Here is a 14776-nt window from a genome sequence, read left to right on the forward strand (position 1 = left end):
CGTGACCGACATCCTCATGCCGGCGCTGTCCCCCACGATGGAAGAGGGCACGCTGACCAAATGGCACATCAAGGCAGGCGACACCGTGTCGGCCGGCCAGGTGATCGCCGAGATCGAAACCGACAAGGCCACGATGGAAGTCGAGGCCGTGGATGAAGGCGAAGTGCTGGAAATCCTGGTCGCCGAGGGCTCGGAGAACGTGAAGGTCAATACGCCGATCGCGCGTCTGGCCGGCGAAGACGGCGCGGCTGCGCCCGCGCCCAAGGCTGAGGCCCAGGCCGATGCGCCCAAGGCGACCGCCGAAGGCAAGACCGGCGATCCCGAGAAGGCGCCGGCCCAGACCTCGACCCCCAAGGTCGAACTGCGCGATCCGGAAATCCCGGCCGACGCCAAACTGGTCAAGACGACCATCCGCGACGCCCTGCGCGACGCCATGGCCGAAGAGATGCGCCGCGACGACAAGGTCTTCCTGATCGGCGAGGAAGTCGCCCAGTATCAGGGCGCCTACAAGGTCAGCCGCGAGCTGCTGCAGGAGTTCGGCGACCAGCGCGTCGTCGACACCCCGATCACCGAGCACGGCTTCGCCGGTCTGGGCGTCGGCGCGGCCATGGCAGGGCTGAAGCCCATCGTCGAGTTCATGACGTTCAACTTCGCCATGCAGGCGATCGACCACATCATCAACTCGGCCGCCAAGACCCTGTACATGTCGGGCGGTCAGATCCGCGCGCCCATCGTCTTCCGCGGCCCCAATGGCGCCGCCTCGCGCGTCGGCGCCCAGCACAGCCAGGACTATTCGGCCTGGTACGCCCAGGTGCCGGGCCTGAAGGTCGTCGCGCCCTATGACGCGGCCGACGCCAAGGGCCTGCTGAAGGCCGCGATCCGCGACCCGAACCCCGTCGTCTTCCTCGAGCATGAGATGATGTACGGGCTCGAGTTCGACGTGCCGGAGATCGAGGACTATGTCGTGCCGATCGGCAAGGCCAAGGTCCGTCGCGAAGGCAGGGACGTCACCATCACGGCGCACAGCCGCATGGTCGGCTTCGCCCTCCAGGCCGCCGAGAAGCTGGCCGAGGAAGGGATCGAGTGCGAGGTCGTGGACCTGCGCACCCTGCGTCCGCTGGATCACGAGACCATCGTCGAGAGCGTCAAGAAGACCAGCCGTCTGGTTTCGGCCGAAGAGGGCTGGGGTCCGATGGGCGTCGGCGCCGAGGTCGTGGCGCGGGTCATCGAACACGCCTTCGACTACCTGGACGCTCCGCCGCTGCGGGTGCACCAGGAAGACGTGCCGCTGCCCTACGCCGCCAATCTTGAAGCCCTGTCGCTGCCGGGCGTGGACAAGATCATCGCAGCCGTGAAGCAGGTGATGGCGTGACCGAGGCTTCGGAGTTCATGCTGACGACGCCGGAAAGTGTCGCGGCGGATCCCAAGGCTATCGAAGTGTTGCGCATGTGGTGGTCGAAGGAAGAACCGGTGATGTCGGTGAAGCCCGCCTTCAGCGATCCGATCCAGTTCGGGCGGCTGCTGGCCTATGCCGCGCGTCACATGGCCCACGGGTACGCCGTGCGTCACGATCACGATGAAACAGCGGCCTACAACCGCATCCTCGAAGGCATCAGCGAAGTGGTGAAGGCGGCGAACGTCCGCACCGTCGCTGAGCCGACCACGCATACCGGGGGGAACGCCTGATGACCGATATCCTGATGCCCGCCCTGTCTCCGACCATGGAAGAGGGCGTTCTGGCCAAGTGGCACGTCAAGGTGGGCGACGTCGTCTCCGCCGGGGACGTGATCGCCGAGATCGAAACCGACAAGGCCACGATGGAAGTCGAGGCCGTGGATGAGGGCGAGATCACCGACATCCTGGTCGCCGAAGGTACGGAAGGGGTGAAGGTCAACACTCCCATCGCCCGTCTGAAGGACGAGGGCGGGGCTGCAGCGCCCCAGAAATCTGAAAAGCCGGCCGCCAAGGCTGAGGAGGCCCCGAAGGCCGCACCGGCCGCAGTCGAGGCGCCCAAGGCGTCCGCACCGGTCGCGCCGGCTCCGGCCGCCCCGAAGTCGGAAAGAGGCGAACGCATCTTCTCGTCGCCTCTGGCGCGTCGCATCGCCGCCCAGAACGGCGTCGATCTGAAGTCGGTCAAGGGCACGGGCCCGCACGGCCGGATCGTCAGGCGCGACGTCGAAGCCGCCGGCAAGGGCGCGGCCCAACCCGCCGCCGCGACGACCGCCGCTGCCGCGACTTCGGGCATTGCGCCGCGTCAGGTGCAGTCGCTGGCCCAGATGGGAATACCGGACGGCAGCTACGACCTGATCCCGCTGGACGGGATGAAGAAGGCCGTGGCGCGTCGCATGGTCGACAGCATCCAGAACGTGCCGCACTTCCCACTGTTCATCGACTGCGAGATCGACCAGCTGATGGCGGTTCGCGCCAAGGTGAACAAGATGCTGGAGCCGCAGGGGATCAAGGTCTCGGTCAACGACTTCATCATCAAGGCTGCGGCCCTGGCGCTGAAGATGGTGCCGGAGGCGAACGCCTCCTACACCCCCGAAGGCATCGCCATGCACCACAACGCCGACGTCTCGATGGCGGTGGCGATCGACGGCGGCCTGATCACCCCGATCATTCGCAAGGCCGAGACCAAGGGGCTGGCCCAGATTGCGACCGAGTCCAAGGACCTGGCCAAGCGCGCCCGCGAACGCAAGCTGAAGCCCGAAGAGTTCCAGGGCGGCACCTTCTCGGTGTCCAACCTGGGCATGTTCGGCATCAAGCAGTTCACCTCGATCATCAATGAGCCCCAGGGCTGTATCATGAGCGTGGGCGCGGGCGAGCAGCGCGCGGTCGTCAAGAACGGACAGATCGTGCCGGCCACGGTCATGACCGTGACCCTGACCTGCGATCATCGCGTTGTGGACGGCGCGACCGGCGCCCGTTTCCTGCAGGCGTTCAAGCCGCTGATCGAAGATCCCGTCGCGATGCTGGCGTAAGGGGAGGGTGAGGTCATGACCTCGGTCTATGACTTCTCCGCCCGCGCCATCGACGGCACGGAGGTTTCGCTGGACCGTTTCCGCGGTCAGGCGCTGCTGATCGTCAATACGGCGTCCAAGTGCGGTTTCACCGGCCAGTATGACGGGCTGGAGAAGCTGCACCGGACGTTTGCCGACCGGCCGTTCGAGGTGCTGGGCTTTCCCTGCAACCAGTTCGGCGACCAGGAGCCGGGGCGGGCGGCGGAGATCGCCGCCTTCTGCGCCACCAGTTTCGACGTGACCTTCCCCCTGTTCGACAAGGTGGAGGTCAATGGGCCGAACCGGCATCCGCTGTACGCTTGGCTGACGCAGCAGAAGCGCGGCTTCCTCGGCTCGCAATCCATCAAGTGGAACTTCACCAAGTTCCTGACCGACCGCGAGGGCAGGGTGGTCGCCCGCTACGCCCCGCAAACAGAACCCGAGGCCATCAAGGCCGACATCGAGAAGTTGATCTGATCATGGCTGCTGAATTCGATCTCGTCGTCATCGGCTCGGGCCCCGGCGGTTACGTCGCGGCCATCCGCGCCAGCCAACTGGGCCAGAAGGTCGCCATCGTCGAGCGCGAGAATCTGGGCGGCATCTGCCTGAACTGGGGCTGTATCCCGACCAAGGCCCTGCTGAAGTCGGGCGAGAAGTTCGAGAGCCTGAGCCATCTGAAGGAATACGGCCTGTCGGCGTCCGGCGCGTCGTTTGACTTCGACGCCATCATCCAGCGCTCGCGCGGGGTCGCGGCGACGATGAACAAGGGCGTCGCCTTCCTGATGAAGAAGAACAAGATCGAGGTGATCGAGGGCTCGGCCAAGCTGGAGAAGGGCGCTGCGGCGCCCAAGGTCGTCATCGCCCTGAAGGCCGGCGGTTCGCGCACGGTCGAGGCCAAGGCGGTCATGCTGGCCGTCGGCGCGCGGGCGCGCGCCCTGCCGCAGATCGGCCTGGAGGCTGACGGCGACAAGATCTGGGCCTATCGCGACGCCCTGGCGCCGAAGAAACTGCCCAAGTCCTTCGTCGTCATCGGCTCGGGCGCCATCGGCATCGAGTTCGCCAGCTTCTATCGCGCCCTGGGCGCCGAGGTGACGGTCGTCGAGGCGGTCGAGCGCATCATGCCGGTCGAGGACGAGGAGGTCTCCAAGGCCGCCCAGAAGTCGTTCGAGAAGCGCGGCATCAAGTTCAAGCTCGGCGCCAAGGTGACCAAGGTCTCCAAGACCGGCGCCGGCGTGAAGGTGGACATCGAGGTCGGCGGCAAGGCCGAGTCGCTCGAGGCCGAGGTCTGTATCTCGGCCGTGGGCATCACCGCCAACACCGACGGCATCGGCCTGGAGGCGCTGGGCGTCGAACTGGACCGCGGCCACATCAAGACCGACAGCCACTGCCAGACCAACGTCAAGGGCCTGTTCGCCATCGGCGACTGCGCCGGCGCGCCCTGGCTGGCGCACAAGGCTAGCCACGAAGGCATCCACGCCGCCGAATATATCGCCGGCTACAAGACCCCGAACGTCCATTCGCCCATCGCCGGCTGCACCTACGCCCAGCCGCAGGTCGCCTCGGTCGGCGTCACCGAACAGGCCGCCCGCGCCGAGAAGCGCGAGGTCAAGATCGGTCGCTTCCCGTTCCGCGTGAACGGCAAGGCCGTGGCCGCCGGCGAGATCGACGGCTTCGTCAAGGTGATCTTCGACGCCAAGACCGGCGCCCTGATCGGCGCCCATATGATCGGCCACGAAGTCACCGAGATGATCCAGGGCTATGTCACCGCCATCACCATGGAGGCGACGGAAGAGGACATCCACGGCATCGTTTATCCGCACCCGACCATGTCGGAAGCCATGCACGAGGCGGCGCTGGACGCCTACGGGCGGACGATCCACCTCTGACAATGACCGAAGTCACCAAGATGTATTCGGAGATCGCTGTGGCGATCGCTAGCTGGAACAGCTTGGAATCGGATTTCATCGAGTTGTTGGGGGCTCTGTCTTCGGACCCGTACGCGATAGCGGTGATTTCGGTGCGTGTGGGCTCCGAGAGCGTATGCGAGTCTCTCCGATCGCTAGCGCGTGACCGGGTTGATGAGCCACTCGTTTCTCATGTCGATCAGGCCACAAAGGCATTCTCGATTCTTCGCGAGTATCGAAACCAGTTCGTGCACCGCGTGACCTGCGTCATTCCTGGCGATCCGCCACGTGCGTTCACCTACGCAAGACGCGCTAAGAATGGCCTTGAGATCGATCGAGGAGAACTGACCCTAGCTGACCTGAGCAGATGGCAGGAAGGCATGAAGGACCTCAGCCATTACGTCACGTGGATCTCATTGCAAGTGAAGTGGCACCGCAATGCGCTGGACGATCCACCTCGAGCATTTCGAGCAAAAGCATCTGAGGTCGATCTTATGGAACTGCCCATGTCGCTCAATCGGCCATGGATAGCTTGGGACGTTGAATAGCTGCGGATCATCCTCAGCGCTTCTTGCCCAGCTCCGCCGCGATGTCCTTGGTCATGCGGCCGACCTTGCGGTGGGCGGCGGTGATCTGGTCCCTGGTCACGCCCCAGCGCTTCATCCAGTATTCGACCGACTGGCGCTCCGACAGGTCGATGCGGTCCTTGTCGATGAAGCCGCGCTTGTCCTTTAGTCCCGCCATGGTCGGCTCCTGTTGAGGTTTTGACCGGTCCGGCCGCTTGGGCCTTCTTAGACCTGTCCGCCCCGACGAAACAGGCGGTTCAGGCGTCCGGCAGGACTCCCGTTTTGAAGAAGGCGTCCAGGCGGGCCTCCCACGGGGCGGTGTCCAGGCCCTGGGCGGCGATCCAGGCGTCGTCGAAATAGGTGGAGGCGTAGCGGTCGCCGTGGTCGCACAGGATGGACACGATCGAGCCGCACTCGCCCGCGCGCGCCATTTCCTGAACCAACTGAACACAGGCCCACAGGTTGGTGCCGGTCGATCCGCCGCAGGGGCGGCCGAGACGCCGGCTCAGCACGCGCGTGGCGGCGATGGAGGCGACGTCGGGCACGACGATCATCCGATCCACCAAGCTGGGGATGAAGGAGGGTTCGACCCGCGCCCGGCCGATGCCCTCGATCAGGGACGGACGGTCGAGGCTGGTCTGGACTGTCGCATCGGCCCAGTGACGGTGAAACACGGAGGCTTCCGGATCGGCCACGCAGATCCGGGTGTCGTGGCGGTTGAAGCGGGCGAACCGGCCGATGGTCGCCGAGGTTCCGCCGGTGCCCGCACCGCACACGATCCAGCGCGGTACGGGGCAGGGCTCGCGGCGCATCTGGGCGAAGATGGACTCGGCGATATTGTTGTTGCCGCGCCAGTCCGTCGCCCGCTCGGCATAGGTGAACTGGTCCATGTAGTGGCCGCCTAGTTCGTCGGCGAGCCGCTGGCTTTCCGAATAGGCCTGGCCCGGGACGTCCACGAAATGGCAGCGGCCGCCATAGAATTCGATGGCTGCGATCTTCTCCTGGGCGGTGGAGCGCGGCACCACGGCGATGAAGGGCAGGTTCAGCATCCGGGCGAAATAGGCTTCGGACACGGCGGTCGAGCCGCTGGACGCCTCGACAATGGTCATGCCCTCGCCGATCCAGCCGTTGCTGAGGGAATAGAGGAACAGCGACCGCGCCAGACGGTGCTTCAGGCTGCCGGTCGGGTGGCTGGATTCGTCCTTCAGATACAGGGCGATGTCCGACAGGGCCGGCATGTCCACCGGGATCAGATGGGTGTCGGCCGAGCGGTTGTAGTCCGCCTCGATCCGCCGCATCGCCCAGCTCAACCAGGCGCGATCGACGGTAGGACGGGCAGGGGCGGACATGGCGGACTCGGTCGAAGACAGGAAGGCGATGGCTTAGGCCAAAGCTTGGCCGGCGGCAAAGGCGGATGAAGCCCGCCCCTTTTAACCTGCCTTCTCCACGAAACTGTCGATGACCCGTTTCTCGCCGGCCTTTTCAAAATCGACCAGCAATTTGTTGCCCTCGATGACGCGGACGTGGCCGTAGCCGAACTTCTGGTGGAAGACGCGTTCGCCCTTTTTCCAGCCGGAGCCGGACTTGGGATCGGCGGTGGCGATCAGGCGGCCGTCGCCCTCGATCACGGCCTTGCGGGCGGGGATCTTGTTCGGCGTCTGAGCGGCGGTGAAAGTCTGGGCGCGTTTCCAGCCGGGGGAGGAATAGCCGCTGCCGAAGCTGGGCGCGTCGTCCCAGCGGCTCTTGGCCTCCTTCATGCCGGCGGAGGCGCCGTAGTAGCCGGTGTCGGACTGGGGATCGACGTGGGCGATCGGCAGTTCGTCGACGAAGCGGCTGGGCAGTTGCGAGGTCCAACGGCCGTAGACCAGGCGGTTGGCGGCGAAGGAGATGCGGGCGTCCTGTTTGGCGCGGGTGACGCCGACATAGGCCAGGCGGCGTTCCTCCTCGAGGCCCTTCTCGCCCTTTTCGTCGATGCTGCGCTGGCTGGGGAAGACGCCTTCCTCCCAGCCCGGCAGGAAGACCAGCGGGAACTCCAGCCCCTTGGCGCCGTGCAGGGTCATGATCTGGACCGCCCCGTCGCCGTTCGGATCGTCGCTGTTGGCGCGCTCCAGGTCCATGACCAGGGAGACGTGCTCCAGATAGGCCTGCAGCGTCTCAAACTGCTGCATCGACTGGGTCAGTTCCTTCAGGTTGTCCAATCGGGTCTGGCCGCTGGTCCGGTCGGCCTTCTGCATCTCGGTGTAGCCGCTCTCCTCCAGCACCGTCTCCATGACCTCCCAATGGGGCGTGGTCTCGGACAGGGCGCGCCAGCGGTCGAGGTCGCGCACGAAGTTGGACAGGGCGGTGCGGGTGCGGGCCTGAAGCTCGTCGGTGTTGATCAGGCCGCGAACGGCGGTCAGGGCCGACAGGTCGTGTTGGCGGGCCAGTTGCAGGATTTTCTGTACGCTGGTGTCGCCGATGCCGCGCTTGGGCACATTGACGATCCGCTCGAAGGCCAGATCGTCGTCCTCGGACTGGATCAGCCGCATATAGGCGTGGGCGTCGCGGATTTCGGCCCGTTCGAAGAAGCGGGGGCCGCCGATGACGGCATAGGGGATGGCCAGCATGACCAGCCGCTCTTCGAACGCCCGCATCTGGAACGAGGCGCGGACCAGGATGGCCATGTCCTTGTATTTCAGCCCCGGCTCGCCCGCGTGGGGACGGCGCGCGGTCTCGATCTCGTCGGCGATCAGACGGGCTTCGGCCTCGCCGTCCCAGACGCCGCGCACCCGCACCTTGTCGCCGCTGTCGTCCTCGGTCCACAGGGTCTTGCCCAGCCGGTCGCGATTGGCGGCGATCAGGCCCGAGGCGGCGCCGAGGATATGGCTGGTGGAGCGATAGTTGCGCTCCAGCTTGACGATCTTGGCGCCGGGGAAGTCGCGTTCGAAGCGCAGGATGTTGTCCACCTCGGCCCCGCGCCAGCCGTAGATCGACTGGTCGTCGTCGCCGACGCAGCAGACATTGCCGGTCGAGGCCGTCAGCAGCCGCAGCCACAGATACTGGGCGACGTTGGTGTCCTGATATTCGTCCACCAGAATGTAGCGGAAGCGGCGGCGATATTCGTCCGCCAGGTCCGCATGTTTGGACAGGATGGTGATGTTGTGCAGCAGCAGGTCGCCGAAGTCGCAGGCGTTCAGGCTGCGCAGGCGGGCCTGATAGGCGGCGTACAGGCCCTGGCCCTTGCCGTTGGCGAAATCCTCGCCCGGCGGCAGCTTCTCGGGCGTCCAGCCGCGGTTCTTCCAGTGGTCGATCAGGCCGGACAGCGACTTGGGCGTCCAGCGCTTGGTGTCGATATTGGCGGCTTCCAGCAGCTGTTTCAGCACCCTTTCCTGGTCGTCGGTGTCCAGGATGGTGAAGCTGGACTTCAGCCCGACCAGTTCGGCGTGACGGCGCAGGATCTGGGCGGCGATGGAGTGGAAGGTGCCCAGCCAGCGCAACCCTTCGGCCGAGGGACCGATCAGATGGGTGATCCGCTCGCGCATCTCGCGGGCGGCCTTGTTGGTGAAGGTGACGACCAGCAACTCCCACGGCCTGGCCCGGCCGGTCGCCAGGATGTGCGCCAGCCGCGTGGTCAGCACCCGCGTCTTGCCGGTGCCGGCGCCGGCCAGAACCAGGACCGGCCCCTCGGTCGCTTCCACCGCCTCGCGTTGTTCCGGATTCAGCCCTTCGAGATAGTCGCGCGGTCCCGCCCCGTCGGGCGCTCGGGCGCGGGCCAGGTCGGAGATGCGGGGGGCGGGAAGATCGGTCACAGGCTTTGAGACATCCGGCAGGCAGAATCAAAACCGGAACATAAGGGGACCGGAGGGCGATGTCAGGGCCGTCGCCCAAATGAAACCTTGGAACTGGCTTCGGCGCAGGCCGGTTCCTTGGATGATGGGACGAGACGACCAGAAGATCGAGGAGACGCCGGATCGCACCCCCAAGGCTGCGAAGGCGGGTTGGCGCGCCTTCGCCTTGGGCATGATCGGCATGTTCGCGCTCATCATCCTGTGGATCGTCATGGCCGAAGCGGCAGACGATCCCCACGGCGATGCGGCGTTGATCGAACGGCCGCAATCCGCCGAGGAGAGGACGCTGGAACGCCGCGAGGCGCGGGCCGACCGGCCTATTTCAGACCATAGGTGATGGTGGTCACGACCCGGACCTTCTTGTCGATCGAGGCGGCTTCGTCTCCGCCTGCGCCGTCGCGCGGCAGGATTTCGAAAGAGCCCTGGGTGGCCTGACGGATCGGACCAAGCGGGGTGCCGGAATCCTTGGCGAACTGTTCGGCCCCGGTTCGGGCCGCCGCCGTGCCCTCTGCGATCATCTGGGGCCGAACATCGTTCAGCTTGGTGAAGACATAGGAGGGACCCTGGAAGTCCTGCAACACCACGCCCTGCCGCACCAGATCGTTCAGGGCGCGGGTCGTCGTCTGAACCCGGGCGACGTCGTTCGTGCGGACGATGACCGTCTGGGCCAGGATGAAGCGCGGCCCGCCGTTCTGGGCGGCGTATTCGCGCGACCGGGTGTCGGCTACCTCCAGCCGGCCCAGATCGACGGCGTCGGCCGGATAACCCTGAGCCGTCAGGAACTGCCGCACCAGGGCCAGGTCGCCGTCGATGCGTGTCTGAACTTCAGACAGAACATCGCCCGATGCGGTGAAGCGCAGCGGCAGGACCGCCAGATCGGCCTTCACATTGCGTTCCGACAGGCCGCGAACCGTCACGGTCCGGTCCCCGGCCCGCGCATGGATCACGCCCTGACCGACCAGGGCGCCGGCGCCGATGAGCCCCAGGGCCAGAAGGCTCCCGATGACGGTGGCGGGAATGAGACGGCTATTGTCCATGGCGGCTTCCTTTTATGCTCAAGGTTTACGCTTTTACACCATGCTCCGCCACCCAGTTCAGCGCCAGCAGGCGGCAGGCTGAAGCCAGGGGACGGCGTCCCCGGCCGGCGTCGATGTCGGCCAGAAGCTGGGCCTTGCTGAGGCTGCGGGTCAGGGCGATCCGGTCCAGAACCGCCCAGAACTCGGGCTCCAGCGCGACCGAGGTGGCGTGGCCCGCCAGAACGACGGACCGTTTGGCCAGGCCGCTCACCGCGTGGACTTCAGCACGATCTCGGCGAAGGCCGGAGCGCCCTGGGTCAGGACCGCGTGACGGGTGTCGGTGACGAAGACCAGGGTGCCGGCGGCGTCGCGGATCTCGGCGCGCGCGGCATAGGCATGGCGCGGGTCGATCTGGGCCGTGGGGAGGCCCAGGCTGACGCGATAGGGCGGGGCGCCGGTCAGGGGCTCGCTGGCCTCGGCCAGGACCAGGGCCGGGGCGTCGGCCCGGCTGACGTCCTCGACCCGCACCGTCAGCACATGGCCGGGCGGCAGCATGATTCGCTCGCGGTACAGGGCGGTGACCGTCACGACGGTCGTGCCTGCGCTCATCTCCGGACCGGTCGGCGCGACCGCGCAGGCGGCCAGCACCAGACCGGCGGGCAGGATCAGGGGGGCGTAACGCATGGCGGTCTCCTCTAGAGGAAAATCAGTCTGTCATACTCGGGCGCAAGACGTGAGCGGCGCTTTCGCGACGTCGGTGATAAGCGGACTTCGCCCGCCGGAGCCAGTCCATGAGTCGCCCCATCACCATCCTCGCCATCGCCGTCTGCGCCCTGATCTGGGGCACGACCTGGTTCGCCATCACCCTGCAGCTGGGCGTGGTGGATCCGATCGTCTCCATCGTCTGGCGGTTCGGTCTGGCTGCAGTCGTTCTGTTCGCCTTCTGCGCCCTGACGCGGCGTCCGCTGCGCCTGACCCGCGCCCAGCATCTGGCCGCCGTGGGGCAGGGCGCCTTCGTCTTCGCCGTCAGCTACGGCTTCGTCTATGCGGCGGAGGAACGCGTGGCCTCGGCCGTCGTCGCCGTCATCTTCGCCGCCCTGGCCTTCGTGAACCTGATCCTGTTTCGGGTTCTGGAGCGCCAGAAGGCCGCCGCCGGCGCCTGGCAGGGGGCGATCCTGGGGGTGTGCGGGGTCGCCGTCCTGTCGTTCGGACAGTTGTCGGGGGCAGGCGTCTCCGCGGGCGTGGCGCCCGTTCTGGGCGTGGTCTTCGCCTTGATCGCCGTCCTCGCCTCGGCCTTCGGCAATTGGTTCGCCTGGCGCGGCCAACAGGCCGGCGCGCCGGTCATGGCCGCGACCGCCTGGGCCATGGCCTATGGCACGGCCATGGTGGCGGTCTATGGGTTCGCGACCGGCGTGGAATGGCGGATCGAGCCGACCCCGGCCTATATTCTGTCTCTGCTGCACCTGTCCCTGTTTGGATCGGTGATCGCCTTCGGGCTGTATTTCACCTTGGCGCGGCAACGCGGCTATGCCCTGGCCAGCTATATTTCGGCCCTGACCCCGCCGATCGCCGTCATCATGTCGGTCCTGTTCGAGGGCGCCCATGTCGGCGTGACCATGCTGATCGGCCTGATCCTGGTGCTGGGCGGCCAGGTCCTGTTGATCCGCGCGCCGAAGGCCTAGGGATCAGTCGTCCAGCTTCTGTCCATCGAGCTGCCGGGCGGCGCGCTCGCGCTCCTTGTCCGCAGACTGTTTCTGAGCCTTGGTGCGGCCATGGGCGGCGCGGTTGGCGGCGGCGCGGGTCTTGTCCTCGGCCTTGGTCCGCGCCTTTCGCGCCCGGTTCAGATTTATGATCTCGGCCATGTCTAGGGCTGCGGCGCGGCGGAAGTCGGCGTCTCCGGCTCCTTGGGCCTTAGGGCCTCGGGCACTTGATCCTCCGGGAGGACAGCGGGGGGAATGAAGACGGGACCCGACGCGGCCTGGTCGAGCCGGGTCCAGCCGTCCGCTGACCGGCCCCGCTCGCGGCCCAGGTTGAAGAGGGCGGTCATGGTCGGCTGGTCGAACTTCAGACTGGACGCCTCGACGTTGTCGGGTATGGCCGCCAGCGACATGGTCATGCCGTTGCGCTGGGCGAAAGCCGCTGTGGTCGCCAGATGGGTTCGCAGCGAGGCCTTGCTCATACTGTCGTAGCTTCGCATCAGAATGGCCGTCAGCCGGCCCGAGGTGACCCCGTCATTGCGACCGACCTGTCCATTGACGACGACGTACAGGCTGCCGACGCCCCGTTCTTCGCGCTTGCGGGTCCATAGGGTCAGGTTCTCCGGAATGGCGAGGAAAGGGGTGTTCACGCCGCCGTCGGCGTGCATCTCCATCACCACGGTTTGGTCCGGTTGCAGCCCCGCGATGAGGACCGGCGGGAAGACGCCGGGAATACTGGCCGAGGCCACCAGCACTTCCTTGAACAGGGCGCGAGAATTCTCGTCGTTCTGGCTGGCCAGCAGGCCCATGTCCCAGATGACGGTCTCCTCGCTGTCGAGGTTCGTCGTGGCCACCAGCAGGCGGCGGCCCTTGGCGTGTTCACGGGCGATGGCCTGCAACAGGTCCAGGGTGACGTTCTCGTCCACCAGCTTGCGCAGGGCGCCGGCGCTGAACAGGCTGGGGTAGAGGAAGATCGCCAGACTGCGCCAGCTCAACAGGCTGCTGGCGCCCCCTCCCGTATAGGCATAGCCCAGTTGCGGATCCCATTCGGACCCGGCGAAGGCGAAGGGCGCGGCGAGAGCGCCCGTGCTGACCCCCGTGACGATGTCGAAGACCGGACGGTCGCCCCGCTCGGTCCAGCCCACCAGAAGCCCGGCGCCATAGGCTCCGTTGGCGCCGCCGCCGGACAGGGCCAGGATCGAAAGGGGCCGCCCCGTCGACAGCCGCTCGCCCACTTCCTGGGAGAAAGCCGCCAGCCGGGCCGCGTCATTGGCGCGAATGCGCGGATCCCGCGCCGGTATCAGCGAGCCGTCCGCGATGCGCAGCGGTCCTGTCGGCCGGTCCAAGGTGCCGCATGACGCCACCGACAAGGCCATGACGACCGCCAGCAGACTCGAACAGATTCGTCTCATCCGATGCGTTCTCATTGAAAATCCCCGGCAGCGTTCATACCGCTGCGACGGGCCCCTTGTCATCACCGGGGGGTGCAAGGGCGGTCTCTAAGCACTGCGTTCTGACGAGCGGGTGACCGGTCCCCCTGAGCCAGGAGAGCCGGGTGAAAGCGAATTAACGAATGCCCCGCTGTCGCAGGCGGGGCGTTTTGGCTATCTGTACGGCCACGCCTGCCGGAGAGATGAAATGATCCGCCTGATCCTGAATATCCTGTGGTTCATTTTTGGCGGCTGGCTGTCGGGTCTGCTGTGGTTGCTGGGCGGTGCGATCCTGGCCCTGACCATCGTCGGCTTGCCGTGGAGTTTCGCGGCCTGGCGGATCGCCAGCTATTCCTTCTGGCCGTTCGGGCGGGAGATCGTCTGGCAGGACACCCATCCGGTGGCGGGCTGCTTGGGACTGGTGCTGAACGTCGTCTGGTTCGTCGTGGCCGGCTGGTACATCGCCCTCTCGCACCTGATCATCGCGGTGGCCGAGTTCGTATCCATCATCGGCATCCCCTTCGCCCTGAAGGACCTGGAGCTGGCCAAGCTGGCCCTGGCGCCGGTGGGACGAACGATCCGCGACAAGCCCTGAGCTCAATCGAGTTCCAGCAAGATGTCCAACATCATCTCGCGACGAGTAAGGAAGTTGCGAGTGACCTGATAATGGTCGGTATCCTCGTACTCGATCCGTTCGAGCCCATGGTCTGACGCCTGATAGATCCAGGCGTTGGGATAGCCGAGCAGGATGGGCGAATGGGTGGCGATGATCAGCTGCGACCGCGCCATCACCAGTTCGTGCAGACGCGAGAGGAAGGACAGTTGCCGGCTGGGCGACAGGGCGGCCTCCGGTTCGTCGAGAATGTAAAGGCCGTCGCCGATGAAGCGGTTATCGAACAGGGCGAAGAAGGACTCGCCGTGGGACTGCTCATGCAGTCGGCGGGCTCCGTATCGTTCGCCTCTGACCTCGGGATCCTCCAGATAGGAGGCGACCGTGAAGAAGCTCTCCGCCCTCAGGAAGAAGCCGTCCTGAACCCGCTGCGCCGATCGAACGGGCCGGACGAACCTGTGCAGCGGGGAATGGCTGTCGCGCGTGCCGAAGCGATGTTCGCGGCCGCCGCCTTCGGCATTGAACCCCCAGGCCACCGCCAGGGCCTCGATCAGCGTGGACTTTCCCGAGCCGTTCTCACCGACCAGAAAGGTCACGTTGGGATGGAAGGCCAGCCGGTCGAGCGTGCGCACGACCGGCAGGTTGAAAGGATAGACGGAAGCGTCCCAGCCGTCTCGGCGCTCGAAAACGGCCTCGATCCAGTAGGGACGCTCCAGCGCGGTCATCG

The 14776-nt window shown here is 66.2% G+C and carries 18 protein-coding genes; 9 read left to right on the forward strand and 9 right to left on the reverse strand.

The window, feature by feature from the left end; all coding sequences use genetic code 11:
- Window position 1: 1 nt before the first annotated feature.
- The 6 genes from ACW18C_RS08280 to ACW18C_RS08305 are packed head-to-tail and all read left to right on the forward strand — an operon-like array spanning window position 2 to window position 5451.
- Window positions 2-1372 (forward strand): pyruvate dehydrogenase complex E1 component subunit beta, encoded by a 1371-nt coding sequence (locus ACW18C_RS08280; protein WP_492070453.1) that lies wholly within the window; start codon window positions 2-4, stop codon window positions 1370-1372.
- Window positions 1369-1686 carry a DUF5076 domain-containing protein gene (locus ACW18C_RS08285; protein WP_492070454.1) on the forward strand — a complete coding sequence of 106 codons (318 nt, stop codon included), beginning with the start codon at window positions 1369-1371 and terminating at the stop codon, window positions 1684-1686. The genes ACW18C_RS08280 and ACW18C_RS08285 overlap by 4 nt, the downstream gene beginning before the upstream one ends.
- The gene (locus tag ACW18C_RS08290; protein WP_492070455.1) at window positions 1686-2981 is read left to right on the forward strand and encodes a pyruvate dehydrogenase complex dihydrolipoamide acetyltransferase; all 1296 of its coding nucleotides are present in this window, start codon (window positions 1686-1688) and stop codon (window positions 2979-2981) included. The genes ACW18C_RS08285 and ACW18C_RS08290 overlap by 1 nt, the downstream gene beginning before the upstream one ends.
- A 15-nt stretch (window positions 2982-2996) precedes the next feature.
- Window positions 2997-3476 carry a glutathione peroxidase gene (locus ACW18C_RS08295; RefSeq protein ID WP_492070456.1) on the forward strand — a complete coding sequence of 160 codons (480 nt, stop codon included), beginning with the start codon at window positions 2997-2999 and terminating at the stop codon, window positions 3474-3476.
- A gap of 2 nt (window positions 3477-3478) precedes the next feature.
- Window positions 3479-4885: a dihydrolipoyl dehydrogenase gene (gene lpdA, locus ACW18C_RS08300; protein ID WP_492070457.1), complete on the forward strand. Its 1407-nt coding sequence runs from the start codon at window positions 3479-3481 to the stop codon at window positions 4883-4885.
- Window positions 4886-4887: 2 nt separating this feature from the next.
- Complete coding sequence (locus ACW18C_RS08305; RefSeq protein ID WP_492070458.1) at window positions 4888-5451, forward strand: hypothetical protein; 564 nt, start codon at window positions 4888-4890, stop codon at window positions 5449-5451.
- A 13-nt stretch (window positions 5452-5464) separates the two neighbouring features.
- Here ACW18C_RS08305 and ACW18C_RS08310 read toward each other — a convergent pair whose 3' ends face one another.
- The 3 genes from ACW18C_RS08310 to ACW18C_RS08320 form a co-directional block, all read right to left on the reverse strand.
- Window positions 5465-5647, reverse strand: coding sequence for a DUF3606 domain-containing protein (locus ACW18C_RS08310; protein ID WP_008259491.1), 183 nt, complete (start codon window positions 5645-5647; stop codon window positions 5465-5467).
- 79 nt (window positions 5648-5726) lie between these two features.
- The gene (locus ACW18C_RS08315) at window positions 5727-6818 is read right to left on the reverse strand and encodes a PLP-dependent cysteine synthase family protein (protein ID WP_035305984.1); all 1092 of its coding nucleotides are present in this window, start codon (window positions 6816-6818) and stop codon (window positions 5727-5729) included.
- Between the two features lie 81 nt (window positions 6819-6899).
- On the reverse strand, window positions 6900-9257 hold the full coding sequence (locus ACW18C_RS08320) for an ATP-dependent helicase (RefSeq protein WP_492070459.1): 2358 nt from the start codon (window positions 9255-9257) through the stop codon (window positions 6900-6902).
- A gap of 121 nt (window positions 9258-9378) precedes the next feature.
- Here ACW18C_RS08320 and ACW18C_RS08325 point away from each other — a divergent pair, with 121 nt between their 5' ends.
- Entirely contained in the window at window positions 9379-9633 is a 255-nt protein-coding gene (locus ACW18C_RS08325) for a hypothetical protein (RefSeq protein ID WP_040349516.1), read from the forward strand.
- Here the strand turns inward: ACW18C_RS08325 and ACW18C_RS08330 are convergent.
- From ACW18C_RS08330 to ACW18C_RS08340, 3 genes are read right to left on the reverse strand one after another with little or no spacing between them, the layout of a single operon-like run.
- Entirely contained in the window at window positions 9614-10333 is a 720-nt protein-coding gene (locus ACW18C_RS08330; RefSeq protein ID WP_492070460.1) for an SIMPL domain-containing protein, read from the reverse strand. The genes ACW18C_RS08325 and ACW18C_RS08330 overlap by 20 nt on opposite strands.
- A gap of 25 nt (window positions 10334-10358) precedes the next feature.
- A complete protein-coding gene (locus tag ACW18C_RS08335) occupies window positions 10359-10583 on the reverse strand; it encodes a ribbon-helix-helix domain-containing protein (protein ID WP_492070461.1) in 225 nt (74 codons plus the stop codon).
- Window positions 10580-10996 carry a YbaY family lipoprotein gene (locus ACW18C_RS08340; protein ID WP_492070462.1) on the reverse strand — a complete coding sequence of 139 codons (417 nt, stop codon included), beginning with the start codon at window positions 10994-10996 and terminating at the stop codon, window positions 10580-10582. The genes ACW18C_RS08335 and ACW18C_RS08340 overlap by 4 nt, the downstream gene beginning before the upstream one ends.
- A gap of 107 nt (window positions 10997-11103) precedes the next feature.
- On the opposite strand from ACW18C_RS08340, the gene ACW18C_RS08345 reads away from it, so the two are divergent.
- Window positions 11104-11994: a DMT family transporter gene (locus ACW18C_RS08345; RefSeq protein WP_492070463.1), complete on the forward strand. Its 891-nt coding sequence runs from the start codon at window positions 11104-11106 to the stop codon at window positions 11992-11994.
- 3 nt (window positions 11995-11997) lie between these two features.
- On the opposite strand, the gene ACW18C_RS08350 is transcribed toward ACW18C_RS08345, so the two are convergent.
- Together ACW18C_RS08350 and ACW18C_RS08355 are read right to left on the reverse strand one after the other, a co-directional pair.
- The gene (locus tag ACW18C_RS08350) at window positions 11998-12174 is read right to left on the reverse strand and encodes a DUF4169 family protein (RefSeq protein ID WP_008264174.1); all 177 of its coding nucleotides are present in this window, start codon (window positions 12172-12174) and stop codon (window positions 11998-12000) included.
- A gap of 2 nt (window positions 12175-12176) precedes the next feature.
- Complete coding sequence (locus tag ACW18C_RS08355) at window positions 12177-13421, reverse strand: patatin-like phospholipase family protein (protein ID WP_008263692.1); 1245 nt, start codon at window positions 13419-13421, stop codon at window positions 12177-12179.
- 226 nt (window positions 13422-13647) lie between these two features.
- Here ACW18C_RS08355 and ACW18C_RS08360 point away from each other — a divergent pair, with 226 nt between their 5' ends.
- The gene (locus ACW18C_RS08360; RefSeq protein ID WP_292147437.1) at window positions 13648-14034 is read left to right on the forward strand and encodes a YccF domain-containing protein; all 387 of its coding nucleotides are present in this window, start codon (window positions 13648-13650) and stop codon (window positions 14032-14034) included.
- 2 nt (window positions 14035-14036) lie between these two features.
- Here the strand turns inward: ACW18C_RS08360 and ACW18C_RS08365 are convergent, their stop codons facing one another.
- Window positions 14037-14774: an AAA family ATPase gene (locus ACW18C_RS08365; protein WP_492070464.1), complete on the reverse strand. Its 738-nt coding sequence runs from the start codon at window positions 14772-14774 to the stop codon at window positions 14037-14039.
- Window positions 14775-14776: the final 2 nt, after the last annotated feature.

This window comes from Brevundimonas sp. FV1ye7S (assembly GCF_058680995.1).